Source organism: Psychroflexus montanilacus, from assembly GCF_020164535.1.
In the GTDB taxonomy this organism is placed as follows: Bacteria; Bacteroidota; Bacteroidia; order Flavobacteriales; family Flavobacteriaceae; genus Psychroflexus; species Psychroflexus montanilacus.
The window spans coordinates 736,817-755,433 of record NZ_JAIQZC010000001.1; the positions used below are offsets into that span (position 1 = coordinate 736,817).

Consider the following 18,617-nt stretch of genomic DNA (forward strand, 5'->3'; position numbering starts at 1 on the left):
AAGCGTTTTGAACTGGCAAAGATAGGGTCAATTTCGGTTTAGCGCTAACAATTCTTCCAAGTGTTCTCGATTATTCGATAACCTAGGTATCTTATGCTGCCCTCCAAGTTTGTTATGCTGTTTTAACCAATTTTGAAAAAGTTTTGGCTTAGCTTGATGTATTTTTAATATATCTAGTGTCATATTATTAAAGCGCTTAGCCTCATAATCACTGTTGATTTCTTGTAAGTTTTTATCCAGAAGAAGTTGGAAATCGGATAGGCTTTCTGGTGGAGTTTTAAATTCTAAAATCCATTCATGCGCTCCTTTTTTATTCCCATCCATAAAAACGGGAGCCGCTGTATACTCCATCACTTCACAATTGAGTTCGCAAGCTGTTTTCTTGATAGCTGCTTCAGCATTTTCAATGATAAGTTCTTCACCAAAGGCGTTGATGTGGTGTTTGGTTCTTCCTGTCACCCTAATTCTATGAGGATTTAAGGAAGTAAATCTTACGGTATCTCCTATTTTATATCGCCACAAACCGGAATTGGTCGTTATAACAATCGCATAATTTTCACCTATTTCAACATCGCAAAGCCTGATCACTCTTTCTTGAGGTGTTCCATAAGTAGCCATAGGTATAAATTCAAAGAAAATACCATAATCGAGCATCAATAGTAAATCCTTGGAGTCATTTTGATCTTGAGCAGCAAAAAAACCTTCTGAAGCGTTATAAATTTCGTAATAACGCATTCTAGAACTAGTAATGATATGCTCATATTGATTCTTATAAGGCTCAAAGCTTACGCCTCCATGGAAGTAGACTTCCAGGTCTGGCCATATTTCATTAATGGAAGATTTCCCTGTAGTCTTTAAGACATCATTTAAAAGCACAAGCATCCATGAGGGAACTCCTGCCAAACTTGTGACCCGCTCCTTAATTGTCTCATCTACGATAGCTTGCATCTTGGTTTCCCAGTCGTTCATAAGCGAAACTTCATTCCCAGGAGTGCTGCTATAGCTCGCCCAAAACGGCATATTGTAAATGAGTAGAGCAGATAAATCTCCGTAAGATGTCCCTTTATCTTGATAGATTTCCTTGCTACCTCCCAGTCTAAGGCTTTTACCTGTAAACAATTTGGAATCTGGATTATTATTCAAATACATACAAAGTAAATCTTTACTAGCAGCATAATGACAATCCTCCAATGATTCCTGACTCACTGGAATGAATTTACTTTTTGCACCAGTGGTTCCGCTGGATTTAGCAAACATGGTAATAGGTGTTGGCCAAATGATATTTCCTTCTCCTTGTCTGCACCTTTCGAAGGTAGATTCAAGGTCTTCATAAGTTTGGACAGGAACTCTTTCTTTGAAGATATCGTAATTTTTTATCTCGTTGAAGCCATAGGTCTGGCCAATTTCCGTATTTTGGGCTTTATAAATTAAATCTAAAAGTAATTCGTTTTGAACTTCATTAGGATGCTTTTTGAACAATTCCATGTGGTGAATACGTTTCTTCAGAATCCAGGAAGCAATAGAATTTACAATTGGTATTGGCATAGATGAGCAAAGTTTAAGTCTGAATTCTCAATAAAAAATGTAATCAAGAATACATCAAACATAATAAAAAATGCAATATAGAGGAGTCTTAAGAAAAATGAAAACTGATAATAATGAAGAGGTAGATTATTTTCTGGAATTTGATGATGATGTAGTTCATCTTAATCAACTTTTAGACAAAGAGATAGCGTTTTACTTTGTAGAATACCAATGTTTAAACTGTGGTAAAAACAAAAAAATATTTAGACAGGGATTTTGTTACGATTGTTTTCAGGATATTCCCAATGCAGGTGAGTGGATTATGCATCCAGAGTTAAGCAAGGCCCATCTGGATGAAGAAGACAGGGATTTGGAATATGAAAAGAAAGTTCAATTGCAGCCTCATATTGTTTACTTAGCCAATTCCAGTAATATAAAAGTTGGTGTGACCCGCAAAAGTCAAATTCCGACACGATGGATTGACCAGGGAGCGCATGAAGCCATTGCTATTTTGGAAACGCCAAATAGATATTTGGCAGGAATTACAGAAGTGGCTCTAAAAAAACATGTAGCTGACAAGACCAACTGGCGGACTATGCTAAAAAATGAAATTGAGGACAAGAATCTAGTAGAAGAACGCGAGAAATTAAAAGAATTTATTCCAGATGAAGCTAAGGAGTACTATTTATCGAACAGTCAGGAATTCAACATTAATTTTCCTGTGATAGATTATCCAAAAAAATTAAAAAGCCTTAATCTAGAAAAGAACAACACCTTCAAAGGAAAGCTGAAAGGCATAAAAGGGCAATACCTTATTTTTGAAAATGATATAGTTTTCAACATAAGAAATAGCGAAGGCTATGTGGTAGATTTTGAAATATTAGCGTAAACAAAAATACCCTGTGATATTGCTATCACAGGGTTAATATAATATCTAGAAAAGCTATTACATGTTATCCTTCTCTCTCAAAGACTGAATGTACTGAGCTTTCTTAAGATTTTGTCTTTTTTCAACAGATTTTTTCGTGAATTGCTTTTTGTCACGAAGGGTTTGAAGAACTTTAGTGTCTCTAAACTTACGTTTTAAACGCTTAAGAGCTCTTTCAATCTTTTCACCATCTTTTACTTTAACTACTAACATATAATGATTAATTATTTACAGTTGCTTAAAATTTTCGAATTGCAAATATAGATAATTCAATTATAAATAAACCAACAACTTTATTTTTTTATAGATTTTATTTTTAATTAATTTTAAAAAGTTAGAACATTTAGAATTTCAATTTTTCATCAGTTAATATCAATTAGGAAATTGAAGAAACTGGTTGATTATTAAATATTGAAAATTGAACCAGGATATAAAATTATTCAATTAAATGAAAAAGCTATTGTGCGTAGCCTTATTATCCTTTACAAACTTCAATCCGATACTTTGGTCACAAATGCAAGACACGGAAATTGACCAGACATCAACACTTGTAGGTATGAGTTTTGACTATGCTTACATTCTAAAACATTCTGAAAACTTAAGAGAACTGGATGATGCATTTCCAGTTGGGATTGGTCTGGAATTGAGCAAGATGCTACTTACCAGAAAAGCATGGGAATTTTGCAACTGCTTGCCTCGAGTTGGTGTTGAGATGGCTTACTGGAGTTGGGATAATCCGGATATCCTCGGGGACGGCTTGCTTGCTATGGGCTTTGTAGAACCTTATTTCAGAACACATAAAAGTATTAATCTATTTTTCAGAGCAGGCTTAGGAGGAGCCTACCTTTCCAATCCATTTGATGTGGAACAAAATCCTCAAAACTTATCTTACAGCACGGATTTGAGTTTTGCCATAACGGTAGGAGCTGGCATCAATTATCGCTTAACAGATGAGTGGAATATTGGACTTCTCGCAAAATATAACCATACTTCCAATGGAGGAATTAAAGCTCCAAATAAGGGAATTAATTTTCCGTCTCTTAGTTTCAGAATCAATAAAAGCCTAGAACCCATTGTTTTTCCAGATTTTCAAAAAGTTGAAAACAGAAAACCTCCAGATAAGTTATCTAGAATTTCATTGACACATTTTTCTGGATGGAGTAATGCAACTGTGGGAGACCGCGATAAGTTTTATGTATTTGGAGTTGCTGGACAATACAGCAAATGGATTGGAAAACGAAGTGCTATCTCCGCCGGAACGGAATTAATTTTTGATTATTCAAGAAGAGAGCAAATTCGCCTTAATGAACAGAACAACAATTTTGTGCAGGCTGCGGCTTTAGTTGGCCATGAATTTTGGCTTGGAAAAGTAACTTTCAGTCAACAGATAGGGGTCTACTACTTCAATGACTACAGAATAAATGATGATGTTTATCAACGTTACGGACTTTCTTACAATTTTTCAAAACAAATTTACGGTGGTTTCAATTTGAAAGCCCATCGGCATGTAGCAGATTTTTTTGACTTGAGAATAGGTTACACGTTCTAGAAAAGTATTTATTGTTGAGTTTCAATAAAGCTGAATCAATTTTCAATATTTAATTTGTATTTCCTTGATATCAAATGATTCCAGCCTATCTTCTTCAAATTCAACAATCAATTTTCCGTTGTTATCAACTCCTCTTATAAGACCCTGAGCCAAGCTTCCATCAGGAAATTGCAGCATAGTAACTTTATTGTATTTAAAAAGTGAAGCATAATAATCTGAGATGACCTGATTATAATTTAGCGTATTAAATAATGTAGGTATTTTTTCAAATTCAAATAAAATATCATCTAATATAGAGCTAAGATCATAAAAAGTATCGGTCATAAGTCTCATAGAAGAAGCTTTGGGAAGATCAGGAAAAGAAACCTGATTCACATTAAGTCCAATTCCAACAACGCTAGCTCCTTCGCGATTTTGTGTAATCAGATTTTCAATAAGAATCCCTCCTATTTTGAAATGACGTGACAGGATGTCGTTTGGCCATTTGATGGAAAGCTTTGGGGTGTCATAAGTGGTTAAGACTTTTTTTAAGGCCAGAGCAACCAGGGCACTAAGTTTAAAAGTATCTTTATGAATAGCCTTTAAACCGGGCAAATACACACTAAAAGTAAGGTTTTTCCCAGCTTCAGTCTTCCATACTGTTCCTCGTTGTCCTCTGCCTTCTATCTGATGGTAAGCCACAACACAGTAACTTTTTTTTTCAGAACGAGACTTTACATACTCTTTTAAGAAGCTGTTGGTGGAACTTGTGGCATCAACTTTGACTACTTTCATAAATGGGTTAGATATCGAATAATCTTTTGTTAACTGGCGCAAAAAAAGGGATTAAAAACCTATTTTTGCGTTAAAATTTAAAATTTTAATGAGTACAAAAAAAGAGCAAATAGACCAATTGATTACGCATATAATTCAAGGTATAGAAGATGTAAAAGGAAATCAAATTGAGATTATAGATTTACGTGAAATTGAAAATACAGTGTGTGACTACTTCATTGTATGCTCAGGGAACTCAAATACTCAAGTAGACGCTATAGAAAGTTCAGTAAGAAAAGTGGTGAGTAAAGCCCTACAAGATAAGCCTTGGCATGTAGAAGGGCTTGAAAATTCGGAGTGGGTTCTTATGGATTATGTAGATGTTGTTGTACATATTTTCCAGAAACATATTCGCGAATATTACGACATAGAGAGTTTGTGGGGAGATGCCAAGATAACATCTATTGAGTCAAATTATTAAATTAAGAGAAAGAGATAATGGCTAACAAAGCAACGCAGAAGCAGAAAAAAAATGTAAATAAAGATCCTAAAAAGCCTAAATTCAATTCCTATTGGATATATATTGGAATCATTGTAATTTTCCTTGGTGTCCAGTTATTTGGTGGAAGTGGCTTTAGTGATCCCGAAAAGACAAGTCCAGCACAATTTGAAAAATTTCTTCGTAATGGTGACGTAGATAAGGTCAATATCATTAAAAATTCTAGAGTAGCAGAAATTTTTTTAACTACTGAAGCTAAGGCCAAACCAGAACATAAAGGCGCTGACAAAGATCAGGTCTTTGCATCTTCTGGCAGTCCAGACTATTCTTTCGAATTTGGTGATTTGCAGAATTTTGAAAATACTATAGAAAAAGTCAAAGAAGAGCAAAATCTCAACACCAGTGTTTACTACGAAACCAGATCCAATTATTTCAGTGAAATATTGATTGGTTTACTTCCTATCATTTTGATTGTTGGTATCTGGATATTCATTATGAGAAGAATGAGTAAAGGCGGTGGCGGTGGCCCGGGCGGACAATTATTCAATATTGGAAAATCTAAAGCGAAGTTATTTGACGAGAAAAAAGACATCAAAACTTCTTTTAAAGATGTTGCGGGTCTGGAAGGTGCTAAAGATGAAGTACAGGAAATTGTAGACTTCTTGAAGCATCCTTCAAAATACACAGATTTAGGAGGTAAGATTCCTAAAGGTGCCTTACTGGTAGGACCTCCGGGAACTGGTAAAACTTTGCTGGCCAAAGCTGTTGCAGGCGAAGCTGGAGTACCGTTTTTCTCTTTATCAGGATCTGATTTTGTTGAAATGTTTGTGGGTGTAGGAGCTTCTCGTGTAAGAGACCTATTTAAGCAAGCTAAAGAAAAATCACCTTCCATTATCTTCATAGATGAAATTGATGCCATAGGAAGATCTAGAGGTAAAGGCAATATGTCTGGCTCTAACGATGAACGTGAAAACACCTTAAATCAACTCCTCACAGAAATGGATGGTTTTGGAACCAATACCAATGTCATTGTAATAGCTGCAACCAACCGTGCAGATGTTCTTGACAAGGCATTAATGAGAGCAGGTCGATTTGACAGACAAATTTATGTAGACTTACCAGATGTAAGAGAACGTGAAGAAATTTTTGAAGTTCATTTAAAACCGCTTAAAAAAGTTGCTGATGAGCTAGATACTGAATTTTTAGCTAAGCAAACCCCAGGTTTTTCTGGAGCAGATATAGCTAATTTATGTAACGAAGCTGCACTGATAGCTGCCAGAAATAATAGCAAAGCTGTTGGTAAACAAGACTTTCTAGACGCTGTAGACAGAATAGTTGGTGGCTTGGAAAAGAAAAATAAAATCATGTCTGTAGAGGAGAAAAAGGCGATAGCCTTTCACGAAGCAGGACATGCTACAGTGAGTTGGATGCTGGAATATGCTGCCCCACTTGTAAAAGTTACTATTGTGCCTCGTGGACAATCCCTTGGAGCTGCATGGTACTTGCCAGAAGAAAGGCAAATTGTAAGAACAGAGCAAATTCTTGATGAGATGTGTGCTACTATGGGTGGGCGTGCCGCAGAGAAAGTTATCTTCGGTAAAATCTCAACTGGAGCTTTAAGCGATTTAGAAAAAGTAACAAAACAAGCTAAAGCTATTGTTACAATATATGGATTGAACGAGAAGATAGGAAACCTTACTTATTATGATTCCTCAGGTCAATCTGAATACAATTTTACAAAACCTTATAGTGATAAAACTTCGGAACTAATTGATGAAGAAATTTCTAAAATCATTGAAGAACAATACCAAAGAGCTATTTCTATCCTCGAGGAACACAAAGATAAATTGACACAATTAGCAGAATTACTTTTGGAAAAAGAAGTAATTTTTAAAGACAATTTAGTTGAAGTCTTTGGAGAGCGTCCTTTTAAAAAGCCAGAAATGATAAAGTCTAAATACGACAAATCAAAAAAAGCTGAAAAAGAATCTACTCCTACCAATGAAGAACCTAAAAATAAGGAGGATAGTAAAAAAGATGATAAAGTAGAAAGTGATTCTTAAAATAGAGTCCTTATGTATTAATTAAATTTTAAAAACCTGATTTTGATTTAATCAACCTCGGGTTTTTTTTATATTTGAAACTAATGTATATTTGGATAAAATTCATGCAATTTTTATGAACTTTATAAAACGCCTGTTAGGCATTGAAACTGATCACCAAGAAACCGACGAGTACGGTAATGAGCTTGGCAAATTTATGCCTAAGCCAGAGGTACCTATAGACGAGGAGTTCATGATCAATTTCAAGAAAAATGGCGGAAAGTTTTTATATTGTGAGAACGAGAACGAGCTAAGACTTAATTTCTCTGAAATTTTAAAAGAAAACAATTGGTCAGATTGCGATGCTTATTGTAGCAAACCAAGCATTTGTGAAAGTTTCAACCATACTAAATTGCATTTTAATAAAAATTTGGATGCGTGTTTATTTATATCAGATTGTGAATTTTTGATATCGAACACCGGCGCTATACTTGTGAGTTCATGCCAAATGGGTGATAAAAAACTAGCTGACTTACCTTTTAACTTCATAATAATTGCTAAAACAAGTCAGCTCATCAAAACTATAGGTGAAGGTTTGCAACAAATCAATAGACGTCAGGATAGAAATCTTCCAACAAATATCACAACCATCAAAACTTTTGAAGAAAATAAAGATTCTGATTTCATGAGCTATGGAAGTACCCCAAAAAATTTATATTTGCTCCTATTAGAAGATTTATAGCAAATGTCTGAAATTCTTAAGAGGAGCATTACTGGTGCTTTATATATCATTATAATAGTATCTACAGCTTTTTTAAGTCATTACCTTCTCCTCCTATTTTTTGCAATCGTTGGTTTTATCTGCTTAAAAGAATTTCAAAACCTCTTAAAATTTCGAAACATCATTTCTTATGTGTCTTTAGTAGTTCTGTTGTACTATTTTAACTTTACTGAAGTGTATCTCCCGCTGCTCATCACCTATTTAGCAATGACATTAGTCGTCAAGATATTTTTACTAAAAGATTTATATACACTTAATGATATTCCCATTTTTGACGGGAGAAAACATTTACTCACTCTTTTTTATATCGTCCCTTCTATCATCTTTTTAACCATGATTCCTGTATTCAAAGAAGATTATGAGTACGTTCTCGTTGGTACATTCGTCTTAATATGGACAAATGATTCATTTGCATATCTGGTAGGTAAAAATTTTGGAAAGCATAAATTGTTTGAAAGGATTTCGCCCAAGAAAACCATAGAAGGTTTTATCGGAGGTGCGGTAGCTGCAGTTGCTGTAAGTTATCTGATTTTTGTATACATCGATTTACTATCCTGGTGGGCATGGGTGATTTTAGCTATCATTGTGAGTGTTTTTGGCACACTTGGAGACCTTGTCCAGTCCAAATTCAAAAGGAAAGCAGACGTAAAGGACAGCGGTAAGATTATGCCCGGACACGGCGGAATCTTTGACAGAATGGATAGTATGCTTTTTTCTAGTACATTTGTTTTTATTTTTATTTTACTCATAGATTATGTTTCATAAAGAAGGTTATAAAATTCTTGTTTCGAGTTTAATTGGTTTAATAATCATTAATCTCATCTCAAATTTACTCATTGAAAAACAGTGGATTATCACCTTGATTTTCGCGGCTACTTTTATCATGTTTATTCTGGTAGCGCAATTTTTTAGAAACCCAAAACGTAAAATTAAGAAAGACGATAACCACATATTAGCTCCTGTAGACGGAAAAGTTGTAGCTATTGAAAAGGTTTTTGAACCAGAATTTGTAAATGAAGAACGTCTGCAAGTCTCAATTTTCATGTCTCCATTAAACGTTCACGTTACCCGCTATCCCATAGGAGGAAAAATACTTTATAGTAAATACCATCCAGGTAAGTTTTTGGTAGCCTGGCACCCAAAGTCTAGTGAAGAAAACGAAAGAACGACTGTTGTTATCGAAACCAATAATTTTGGAACTGTTCTTTACAGGCAAATTGCAGGTGCAGTAGCCAGAAGAATTGTAAACTATGCAAAAGATACGGATAAAGCTGTACAGGGTGAAGATTCTGGTTTTATAAAATTCGGATCAAGAGTAGATATATTTTTACCAATTGATGCAAATATTTCTGTTGAAATAAATGATAAGGTGAAGGGAGGTCAATCCATCATTTCAAAAATGGCTTAAAAATGGATTTGAATACTTATTCTGAAGAAGTTTTAAATGAACTCTTCGAAACTGCCTATACCAAAGTAAGTGAAACTCAAAAAAAGTTTCCACAAGATGTTTTACTCTACTTTTATGCTTATTACAAACACGCCAAGAATGAGTCTGATTTAAGGGTCACTCAAAACCCCATAGATGGTGAAAAATTAGTAAGTGCATTTAAAGCAAATGCAATGTTTCAAGTTAAAAAATTTTCTGAAAGGGAATCAAAAATCAAATACATCAAACTTGCTAAAAAGCATCTGGGTGATGAATTTCAGATAAAATAAAAAAAGACCAATTCAATTGAATTGGTCTTTTTGTTGCACTAATCATCCATAGAAGTAGTTTATAAATTTTCCAGACTTTTAGTAATGGTCTGGATTTGTGCTAAAGCATCTTCTTTTTTCTGTTTTTCAATATTTACAACTTTTTCTGGTGCGTTATTCACAAACCTTTCATTTGAAAGCTTTTTCTCTACAGAAGTTAAAAAGCCCTGGTAATACTTGAGCTCTTCATTTAGTTTTTCCTTTTCGGCCTCTATATCAATAGCGCCTTCTACGGGAATAAAGTATTCGTTAGATTTTACTCTAAAGGTCAAACTCCCTTCAACAGCCTCGTCCGTATATGAGAGCTGCTTGATATTTCCTAATTTCAAAATAACTGAATCCAGATCTTTTGAGGCGTTTTCGTTATTGATAACGACCAAATCAATTTGATTTTTGAAAGAAATATTCTTTCCTTTCCTGATGGTTCTAACTCCAGAAATAACCTCTGAAGCAAAAGTAAAATCAGTTATCAACTCTTTAGAAAAAGACTTTTGCTCAGGCCAGGACGAAATGGTTAAAGCCTCTTTAGGTGTTCTCTCTGCGATCTGATGCCATAGTTCTTCGGTGATAAATGGCATGAAGGGATGCAGTATTTTCAAATTATCTTCAAAAAATGAAATTGCTGCATCAAAAGTTAATTTATCAACTGGTTGTTCATATGCTGGTTTTATAATTTCCAAAAACCAAGAACAGAAATCGTCCCATACCAATTTATAGCTGGTCATCAAAGCATCTGAAATTCTATACTTGCTGTAATGATCTTCTAGTTCTATCAACTTCTCTTGGAAAACAGACCCATACCAGTCAATAGCTTTTTTTGAAGATTCTGGTTGCTCTATTTTACTGTCTATCTCCCAGGAAGTAATCAATTTAAAAGCATTCCAAATTTTATTACTAAAGCCTTTTCCTTGTTGGCAAAGAGATTCATCAAATAAAAGATCATTACCTGCAGCATTACTAAGTAGCAGACCTACCCGCACACCATCTGCGCTGTAATTATCTATAAGTTCCAGTGCATCTGGAGAATTCCCTAAAGACTTAGACATCTTTTGTCTCTTCTTATCCCTCACAAGACCTGTGAGATAAACATTTTCAAAAGGTTTCTTATCAGTATATTCATATCCTGCCATAATCATACGCGCCACCCAAAAAAACAAAATATCTGGCCCGGTCACCAAATCATTGGTAGGGTAATAATATTGAAATTCTTTATTTTCTGGATGTCGTATTCCATCAAATACACTCATAGGCCACAACCATGATGAAAACCAGGTGTCCAGAACATCTTCATCCTGTTTCAGATCGGCAATGGATAAGTCTTTTCCAGATTTTTCTTTAGCTAATGCTAAAGCCTCTTCTTTAGTTTTCGCAACTACATAATCCTCTGCACCATCTCCAAAATAGAAGGCCGGAATTTGATGCCCCCACCACAACTGACGAGAAATGTTCCAATCTCTAATGTTTTCCATCCAGTGCTTATAGGTATTCTCAAATTTTTTGGGATGCAACTGAATGTCATGACTTTCCAAAACAGCTTTGATAGCAGGTTGAGCCAAGTCTTTCATTTTTAAAAACCACTGATCTGAAAGTCTTGGTTCTATAACTGCTTTTGTCCGTTCTGAAGTCCCGACTTTATTGGTATAATTTTCAATTTTTATTAAAAATCCTTGTTGATCAAGATCTTTGACGAAATTTTTTCTGGCCTCAAATCGATCTTGACCTTCATAGCTTAAACCGAAACTATTTAAGGTAGCATCTGGATTAAAAATATCAAAAACTTCAAGATCATGCTTTTCTCCCAGGATTTTATCATTTTCATCGTGAGCTGGAGTTACCTTAAGGCAGCCTGTTCCAAACTCCATATCGACATAGTCATCTTCTATAATTGGAATACTCCTCCCTACAATAGGAACAATTGCTTTCTTGCCTTTTAAATGCTGGAATCTCTCATCATTTGGGTTTATACAAATCGCAGAATCTCCGAAAATAGTTTCAGGCCTTGTTGTCGCAATAGTTAATTTATCCTCAGAATTTTCGATAGCATAGGAGACAAAGTAAAGTTGACCTTGCTTTTCTTCATAAACCACTTCTTCATCAGATAGAGTGGTTTGGGCTTCAGGATCCCAGTTGACCATTCTGTAACCTCGATAGATAAGGCCTTTGTTATGCAAATCTATGAAAGACTGTATGACAGACTCATACATATCTTTATCTAAGGTGAATTTGGTACGCTGCCAGTCGCAGGAAGCTCCGAGTTTTTTGAGTTGATTCAAAATTCTGCCTCCATAATCATTGGTCCATTCCCAGGCATGAGACAGAAATTCTTCGCGACTCAAGTCTGACTTAGAAATGCCTTCAGCTTTTAGTTTTGCTACTACTTTAGCTTCAGTTGCAATAGACGCATGATCGGTTCCGGGAACCCAACATGCATTTTTACCTAGCAATCTCGCACGCCTTACAAGCACGTCCTGTATGGTATTGTTCAGCATATGTCCCATGTGTAAAACTCCTGTGACATTTGGCGGAGGAATTACTATGGAATAGGCTTCTCGGTCGTCTACTTCAGAATGAAAATAATTATTTTTCTCCCAGTACGAATACCATTTTTGTTCAGATTCTTTTGAATTGTATTCTAGTTTGCTCGACATGCTTAGAAATAATTTAGATTGGCGAAATTACTGATAAGTCGGTAAACTAAAAAAATTAAGATTTGAAATCTAGTCAGAATTTAATGTTTAAAAATTCTTGATTATATTTACTTAATGAGAAATTGATCTAGCCAACTATGAAAAACTTTTTACTCCTATTTTTTTTAATCCTACCCTTGCTTTTTTTTGGACAAAAAAGTGAAGGTTTAAGCTTTGAATCTACTATTTATGACTTTGGAAACCTTTCCTCAAATTCTGAAGCTGTTGCAACTTTTTTATTTTCCAACGAAGCTGGTACGCCTATTGAAATTGTAAAAATTCATGGTGGTAATCATTGCATTGACATTGATAGCTCCAGCATTAAAATGTATGCTCCCAATGAAAAAGGGATAATCACTGTCATATATGATACTGATTGCAAAGGGCCTATTCGTAAAACTTTAAGCGTTTTTACCTCTTTAAAAGATAGCAATACTATATCCTTAAAATTAACTGGAAAAATTTCAGATTAATTGAGCTGAGATTTTAAATATAGGCTTCGCTTCAAGATAGCTTTATCTCTTTTAAGTTGAATTTTTATTTGTTTTCCCTCCTCACCGCTCAGAAGGTCATTGATGTCTTGAAGATCCAACCTATCAACAGATTTTCCATTAAGTTTCAAGATGCGATCTCCTTTTCTTATATCAACTTCAGAAGCGGGTGAGTTCTTTCTAATTTGGACAACCTGCAAAATTTGGGACCTTTCCAACCTGATTTCAAATCTTTCAGATTGAGATGTTCCATAATTATTATCTTCATTTATTTTGACCAAAACTGGAGTTTTTACAGTATTTATTTCCTCTCCCACATACATCAAAATTAAACCACTACGGTCATAATTGAAATTATCATTGTAATATCGGCTGGGTTTTAGATACATCTTTTGTTTACCATAGTCAAAAAACCAGACAAAACGCCTCAGAATTTCGCTGCCAACAATACCGTTCTTAAAGCGGTCTGCCGTAAATTGTTCTGCAGACTCAGAGTCCAAATAGGCAACTCTTGGCTCATCAAGTGTGTAGCTACCAAGTTGTGCTGATTTGGATTTTGATCGCTTTCCAATTACTGCCAACTCCAAGCCATAGCCAATATAGTCTTCAAAAGAATTTTCTGGAGCTGAAATTTCATCATTTTCAAAAATCCAAAATGCATCACTAGACCCTGTATCGATGAGAAAAACTAGTTCTTCTTTCTTTCCCTCCTTGAGTTCTACAGGAAATTTTAAGTGTGGCTTTTTTCGAATAAAACGAAAGTCAACTTCATCAAAACGTCTCAATTTTCTGTTGAACTTCTCATTTTGATAGACTCTCAAACTCTTTCGGTGATAGTTCAACCTGACTATAAAATTTTTAAAGAATTCATACCCAATAATCCCCTGAACGTTTACGCCAAGCTTTTTGGCTAAATCAAACCTTGGGTCTACAATAAAATAGACTTCTTGATTTTCTCCAGAAATAGGACCAAAATCTATCACATTGTTTGTTGTCTTGTAAGCTTTGACAGGCTCTACACTTCCCAGACTTCTTAAGAACAAATACTCTGCATCTTCTAATGCTGTTGAATCCCTTATTTCTCCAAAAATTTTGGTTTTATTCACGCCTGTATCAACCAGAAAATTCACAAGTTCACCGTTTAGGGTCGCAGAAAGGATTATCAGGTTATTGACGGATCTAAACTTTAAAGTCACGGCACGTTTTTCCTCATCGTCAAATTTGAACTGACTTTGAGAATAAACCGAATTAAGACTATAAATTATGATGATTAAATAAAAAAACAATCTAATTCTAAACATATGGAACTAAATATAATTTAAAATCTATGTTCAAAATTAATTTTAGCATCTCTTTAGACGTTTTTTTACATGCTTTTGAACATTGTGAATCTTGCAGTTGCTATTAAAATTCACCACATTTGTAAAAAATTAAACTATGCCTAAATTATCCTTTAAAGGTCTTGAAATGCCTCAGTCACCAATTAGAAAATTGGCACCATTTGCTGATAGAGCTAAGGAAGAAGGAAAAAAAATATATTTTTTAAACATTGGACAACCAGATATCGCAACACCCCAAGTTGCTTTAGATGCTGTTAAGAATAATGATTTAGAAATTTTATCATACAGTCCGTCTTCTGGTTTTGAATCTTATAAAAAAAAGTTAGCCAAATATTACGTTAACAATGGAATTGATATCACCGCAGATGACCTTATTGTAACTACTGGTGGTTCTGAAGCTTTGTTATTCACTATGGGAAGTATTACAGACCCAGGCGATGAAGTGATCATCCCAGAGCCGTTTTATGCTAACTATAATGGATTTGCAGTCGCTTCAGGAGTTACAGTGAAACCCGTTGAATCTCATTTCGAAAATAATTTTGCACTTCCACCAATTAGCGAATTTGAGGCTCTAATCACAGACAGAACAAAAGCCATTATTGTTTGTAATCCAGGAAATCCAACAGGATATTTATATACGAAAGATGAAATTCAAAAATTAGCAGATCTGGCATTAAAGCATGACTTGTTTCTTGTAGCAGATGAAGTCTATAGAGAATTTGTTTACGATGGTGTAGAACACCATTCAATCATGGGTTTACCAGAATTGAAAGACCACGCTATTATGGTCGATTCTGTTTCCAAACGTTACAGTATGTGTGGAGCGCGTATTGGTTGTATGGTCTCTAGAAATAAAGAACTGATGGCTACCGCTCTCAAATTCGCACAGGCAAGGCTAAGCCCGCCTACCTTTGCACAAATAGCCAGTGAAGCCGCCCTGGACACAACCAAAGATTATTTCTTGGAGGTCAACAAAGAATACACAGATAGAAGAGACACACTTATCGAGGCTCTGGAAGCTATAGATGGCGTAAAGGTTGCAAAACCTAAAGGTGCTTTTTATTGTGTTGCAGAGCTTCCTGTAGAGGACACCGAAGATTTTGCTAAGTGGATGTTATCGGAGTTTGACGTTAACGGCGAGACCGTGATGGTAGCTCCAGCAGCTGGCTTCTACTCTACTCCAAACACAGGCTTAAACCAAATACGTATAGCTTATGTTTTAGAAAAACAAAACCTATTAAAAGCAGTTTCAATTTTGAAAATGGCATTGCAAGCATATACCAAAAGATAAATGAAGCTTGAAAAAGATATTTCTCTAAAACCATACAACACCTTTGGAATAGATGTAAATGCTCATCAGTTCATTTCAGTGCAAACTGAAGAGGAGCTTTTAGAAATATTGAGGCGTTTTTATGCATCAGAATTATTTGTTTTGGGTGGCGGCAGTAATATGCTTCTCACCCAAAACATAAATAAAACAGTTCTTCACGTCAACTTAAAAGGGATCGAAGTTGTAGAAGAAAGCTCTGAGTATGTTTTGGTAAAAGCTTATGCTGGAGAAAACTGGCATGATTTCGTATCGTTTTGTTTGGAAAACGATTACGGTGGTTTAGAAAATTTATCACTTATCCCTGGAAATGTAGGCACATCACCCATTCAAAACATTGGTGCTTACGGAGTTGAACTGAAAGATGTCATGGAATATTGTGAAGCCATCAATAGGCAGACACTTTCTAAAAAAACCTTTTATACTAAAGACTGTAAATTTGGATATAGAGATTCAATTTTCAAATCGAAGTTGAAGAATCAGTTCATCATCACAAGTGTTGTCTTCAAATTATCTAAAACTAACCACCAATTACATATTGATTACGGCTCAATTCAAACCGAGCTTAATTCAAAAAAGATAAGCTCACCAAGCATTCAGGATGTATCAAAAGCTGTGATCGCCATACGCCAATCCAAGCTTCCAAATCCAAAAGAAATAGGAAATAGCGGGAGTTTTTTTAAGAATCCAATTGTGAGCAATAAGGTGCTAGAAACTGTTCAGGTAGAATATCCAGAAGTCCCTTTTTATAAAATTGATGAAAATTCTGTCAAAATTCCTGCTGGATGGTTGATTGAAAAAACCGGTCTTAAGGGCTATAGAAAAGGAGATGCTGGAGTTCATGCAAAGCAAGCTTTGGTTTTGGTCAACTATGGTGAAGCCAGCGGTAAGGAAATAAAAGAGGTTTCCAAACTAGTAAAAAAAGAGGTTAAAACTAAATTCAATATTGCCTTAGAGACAGAAGTCAACGTCTTTTAAGATCACCAATTCCATGTTTTCGTTAAAAAAAGAAAGATTATTTCCCATTTCACTAAGGATAAGTTCCACTTTTATTAAATTTGCAATATGAAATTATTATTGATAACAATCGTACTTTTAGGATTAGCAGTAGCAGGTATAGCCATTAAAATCTGGGGAAAGAAGGATGGAAAATTTGCTGGCACATGTGCAAGTCAGAGTCCTTTCCTTAACAAAGAAGGTGAAGCATGTAGCTATTGTGGTAAAACTCCAGATCAACAAACAGACTGCAGTGGCGCTAATGAAGGAACTAAGTAATAATTAAAAACATCTGATGGTTGAAAATCATTTTGCTACTATTTCTGATTTCAACTATTTACATTTTAGTTCAGCACTTTAAAATAGTTTACCTTCTTAGTAAACATCAAAAATTTAAGTTTGATAACCAGGATATATCTGATCCAGTAAGTGTAATCATTTGTGCAAAAAACGAAGAACACAACCTTTCCAAAAATTTAAAAGTTATTCTGAATCAGAATTATTCAGAATTTGAAGTGGTTGTGGTTGATGATTTCTCGTCCGATTCAACACAAGAAGTCCTTCAAAAAATTCAGAAGAAATATCCTCGACTTAAAATTATTCAACCGAAAAAAAAGTCTTCAAATTCAAAACGGAATGCCCTCAAAACCGGAGTTTTAGCTGCTAACTATGACCTAGTATTATTAACTGATGCTGATTGCAGACCTTTGACTAAACGATGGATTCAAAGCATGTCTGCGAGTTTATCTAAGCATAAACCTTGTGTACTTGGCTATTCTCCCTATGCAAAGCATGCGTCTTTTTTGAATTATATCATTCAATATGAAACTTTACAAACAGCTTGTTTATACTTTTCAAGAGCTTTAGCCAATAAAGCTTACATGAGCGTTGGTAGAAATGTGATGTATACCAAAACATTTTTTTTAGACAATGAAAATTTTGAAAATGAAAACGAACTAACGTCTGGTGATGATGATCTACTAATTCAAAATGTGAAAGATAAATCTCAAATTACAGTAAATTTAAATACGAACAGTTTTGTTGAGAGTCAACCCAAAAGAACCTGGACTACTTGGTGGAAGCAAAAACTGAGGCATTACTCCACTGCTTCTCATTATGATAAACATAGCCAGATATTCCTAGGTCTCTATCATCTTGGCCATCTCGTCTTTTGGATAAGTTTCTTAATTTTGATTTCTTTTGAATTTTCAAAGTTAGCCTGGACGATATGGTTTACGCTAGTGTTGACGAAGAGTATTTTGATGTTATTTTATTTAAAGCTTTTTAAGGTTTCAAAAGTACTTTTGATTATATGGCCTATCTTAGAAGCAAGTTTACTTCTGTTGCAACTTGGTTTAGGCACAAACGGAAAATTCAAAAAACAAAAAACGTGGTAGTAAAACCAAACTTACAAGAGCTTATCATCAAAGCAAAACAAGCTGATCAAAAAGCTTTTAGAGTCTTGCTAAATTATTTTTGGGAGGATGTCTACAGGTTTCAGTTAAAACGCACTAATGATGCTTATGAAGCTGAAGAAATTACCGTACAAACCTTTGCCAGAGCCTTTGATAAAATTGAGACTTATGAAGAAACATTTAAGTTTAAAACGTGGTTAATTACTATTTCTAAAAACATTCATATTGACCAGACACGTAAGCAAAAATTAAAAACTTCTGAAATTGACACCAGAAAGGTTTCTCAAATTGCAGACATAGAGCCGACTGTAGAAGATAAAATCATCAAAGAACAAAATCTAAGTAACCTCTTAAGCCAAATCAAAGAATTACAGCCACATTACAGAGAGGTCATAGAATTAAGGTTTTTCAAAGAAATGAGTTATAAAGAAATAGCTGTCAGGACAGAGCAACCCATCACCAATGTAAAGGTAAGGTTACTTAGGGCTAAAAAGCTTCTGGCGGAAATTATAAATCAAAAACATAATTAA

General features: G+C 34.8%; 19 protein-coding genes. 14 read left to right on the forward strand and 5 right to left on the reverse strand.

Annotated elements, in window-relative coordinates; genetic code table 11:
• Positions 1–27: 27 nt before the first annotated feature.
• Positions 28–1,545 carry a GH3 auxin-responsive promoter family protein gene (locus tag LB454_RS03420; RefSeq protein ID WP_224463155.1) on the reverse strand — a complete coding sequence of 506 codons (1,518 nt, stop codon included), beginning with the start codon at positions 1,543–1,545 and terminating at the stop codon, positions 28–30.
• 70 nt (positions 1,546–1,615) lie between these two features.
• Between LB454_RS03420 and LB454_RS03425 the strand changes: the two genes are divergently transcribed.
• Positions 1,616–2,413 (forward strand): DUF2797 domain-containing protein, encoded by a 798-nt coding sequence (locus tag LB454_RS03425; protein ID WP_224463157.1) that lies wholly within the window; start codon positions 1,616–1,618, stop codon positions 2,411–2,413.
• 57 nt (positions 2,414–2,470) lie between these two features.
• On the opposite strand, the gene rpsU is transcribed toward LB454_RS03425, so the two are convergent.
• Positions 2,471–2,665, reverse strand: coding sequence for a 30S ribosomal protein S21 (rpsU, locus tag LB454_RS03430; protein WP_003436964.1), 195 nt, complete (start codon positions 2,663–2,665; stop codon positions 2,471–2,473).
• Between the two features lie 235 nt (positions 2,666–2,900).
• On the opposite strand from rpsU, the gene LB454_RS03435 reads away from it, so the two are divergent.
• On the forward strand, positions 2,901–4,001 hold the full coding sequence (locus LB454_RS03435; RefSeq protein ID WP_224463159.1) for an acyloxyacyl hydrolase: 1,101 nt from the start codon (positions 2,901–2,903) through the stop codon (positions 3,999–4,001).
• A 42-nt stretch (positions 4,002–4,043) separates the two neighbouring features.
• On the opposite strand, the gene LB454_RS03440 is transcribed toward LB454_RS03435, so the two are convergent.
• On the reverse strand, positions 4,044–4,775 hold the full coding sequence (locus tag LB454_RS03440) for a biotin--[acetyl-CoA-carboxylase] ligase (RefSeq protein ID WP_224463161.1): 732 nt from the start codon (positions 4,773–4,775) through the stop codon (positions 4,044–4,046).
• Positions 4,776–4,863: 88 nt separating this feature from the next.
• Between LB454_RS03440 and rsfS the strand changes: the two genes are divergently transcribed.
• The 6 genes from rsfS (at position 4,864) to LB454_RS03470 (ending at position 9,792) form a co-directional block, all read left to right on the forward strand.
• A complete protein-coding gene (gene rsfS, locus LB454_RS03445) occupies positions 4,864–5,235 on the forward strand; it encodes a ribosome silencing factor (RefSeq protein ID WP_224463164.1) in 372 nt (123 codons plus the stop codon).
• 17 nt (positions 5,236–5,252) lie between these two features.
• Positions 5,253–7,316 (forward strand): ATP-dependent zinc metalloprotease FtsH, encoded by a 2,064-nt coding sequence (gene ftsH, locus LB454_RS03450; RefSeq protein ID WP_224463166.1) that lies wholly within the window; start codon positions 5,253–5,255, stop codon positions 7,314–7,316.
• A gap of 115 nt (positions 7,317–7,431) precedes the next feature.
• Positions 7,432–8,037: an LUD domain-containing protein gene (locus tag LB454_RS03455; RefSeq protein ID WP_224463167.1), complete on the forward strand. Its 606-nt coding sequence runs from the start codon at positions 7,432–7,434 to the stop codon at positions 8,035–8,037.
• Between the two features lie 3 nt (positions 8,038–8,040).
• On the forward strand, positions 8,041–8,841 hold the full coding sequence (locus tag LB454_RS03460) for a phosphatidate cytidylyltransferase (RefSeq protein WP_224463168.1): 801 nt from the start codon (positions 8,041–8,043) through the stop codon (positions 8,839–8,841).
• Entirely contained in the window at positions 8,831–9,484 is a 654-nt protein-coding gene (locus LB454_RS03465; protein ID WP_224463169.1) for a phosphatidylserine decarboxylase family protein, read from the forward strand. Before LB454_RS03460 ends, LB454_RS03465 begins: the two co-directional genes overlap by 11 nt.
• A gap of 2 nt (positions 9,485–9,486) precedes the next feature.
• Positions 9,487–9,792, forward strand: a complete 306-nt coding sequence (locus tag LB454_RS03470) for an acyl-CoA-binding protein (RefSeq protein WP_224463170.1) — start codon at positions 9,487–9,489, stop codon at positions 9,790–9,792.
• A 59-nt stretch (positions 9,793–9,851) separates the two neighbouring features.
• Here LB454_RS03470 and LB454_RS03475 read toward each other — a convergent pair whose 3' ends face one another.
• Positions 9,852–12,479: a valine--tRNA ligase gene (locus LB454_RS03475; protein ID WP_224463171.1), complete on the reverse strand. Its 2,628-nt coding sequence runs from the start codon at positions 12,477–12,479 to the stop codon at positions 9,852–9,854.
• Positions 12,480–12,616: 137 nt separating this feature from the next.
• Here LB454_RS03475 and LB454_RS03480 point away from each other — a divergent pair, with 137 nt between their 5' ends.
• Positions 12,617–12,991, forward strand: a complete 375-nt coding sequence (locus tag LB454_RS03480; protein WP_224463172.1) for a DUF1573 domain-containing protein — start codon at positions 12,617–12,619, stop codon at positions 12,989–12,991.
• Here the strand turns inward: LB454_RS03480 and LB454_RS03485 are convergent.
• Positions 12,988–14,310 (reverse strand): retropepsin-like aspartic protease, encoded by a 1,323-nt coding sequence (locus LB454_RS03485; protein WP_224463173.1) that lies wholly within the window; start codon positions 14,308–14,310, stop codon positions 12,988–12,990. The genes LB454_RS03480 and LB454_RS03485 overlap by 4 nt on opposite strands.
• 136 nt (positions 14,311–14,446) lie before the next feature.
• Between LB454_RS03485 and LB454_RS03490 the strand changes: the two genes are divergently transcribed.
• From LB454_RS03490 to LB454_RS03510, 5 genes are all read left to right on the forward strand, one after another.
• Positions 14,447–15,640 carry a pyridoxal phosphate-dependent aminotransferase gene (locus LB454_RS03490; RefSeq protein ID WP_224463175.1) on the forward strand — a complete coding sequence of 398 codons (1,194 nt, stop codon included), beginning with the start codon at positions 14,447–14,449 and terminating at the stop codon, positions 15,638–15,640.
• A complete protein-coding gene (murB, locus tag LB454_RS03495; protein WP_224463177.1) occupies positions 15,641–16,654 on the forward strand; it encodes a UDP-N-acetylmuramate dehydrogenase in 1,014 nt (337 codons plus the stop codon).
• 87 nt (positions 16,655–16,741) lie between these two features.
• Entirely contained in the window at positions 16,742–16,951 is a 210-nt protein-coding gene (locus LB454_RS03500; RefSeq protein ID WP_224463179.1) for a membrane or secreted protein, read from the forward strand.
• Between the two features lie 20 nt (positions 16,952–16,971).
• Complete coding sequence (locus LB454_RS03505) at positions 16,972–18,069, forward strand: glycosyltransferase (RefSeq protein ID WP_224463181.1); 1,098 nt, start codon at positions 16,972–16,974, stop codon at positions 18,067–18,069.
• Entirely contained in the window at positions 18,063–18,617 is a 555-nt protein-coding gene (locus LB454_RS03510) for an RNA polymerase sigma factor (RefSeq protein ID WP_224463183.1), read from the forward strand. Before LB454_RS03505 ends, LB454_RS03510 begins: the two co-directional genes overlap by 7 nt.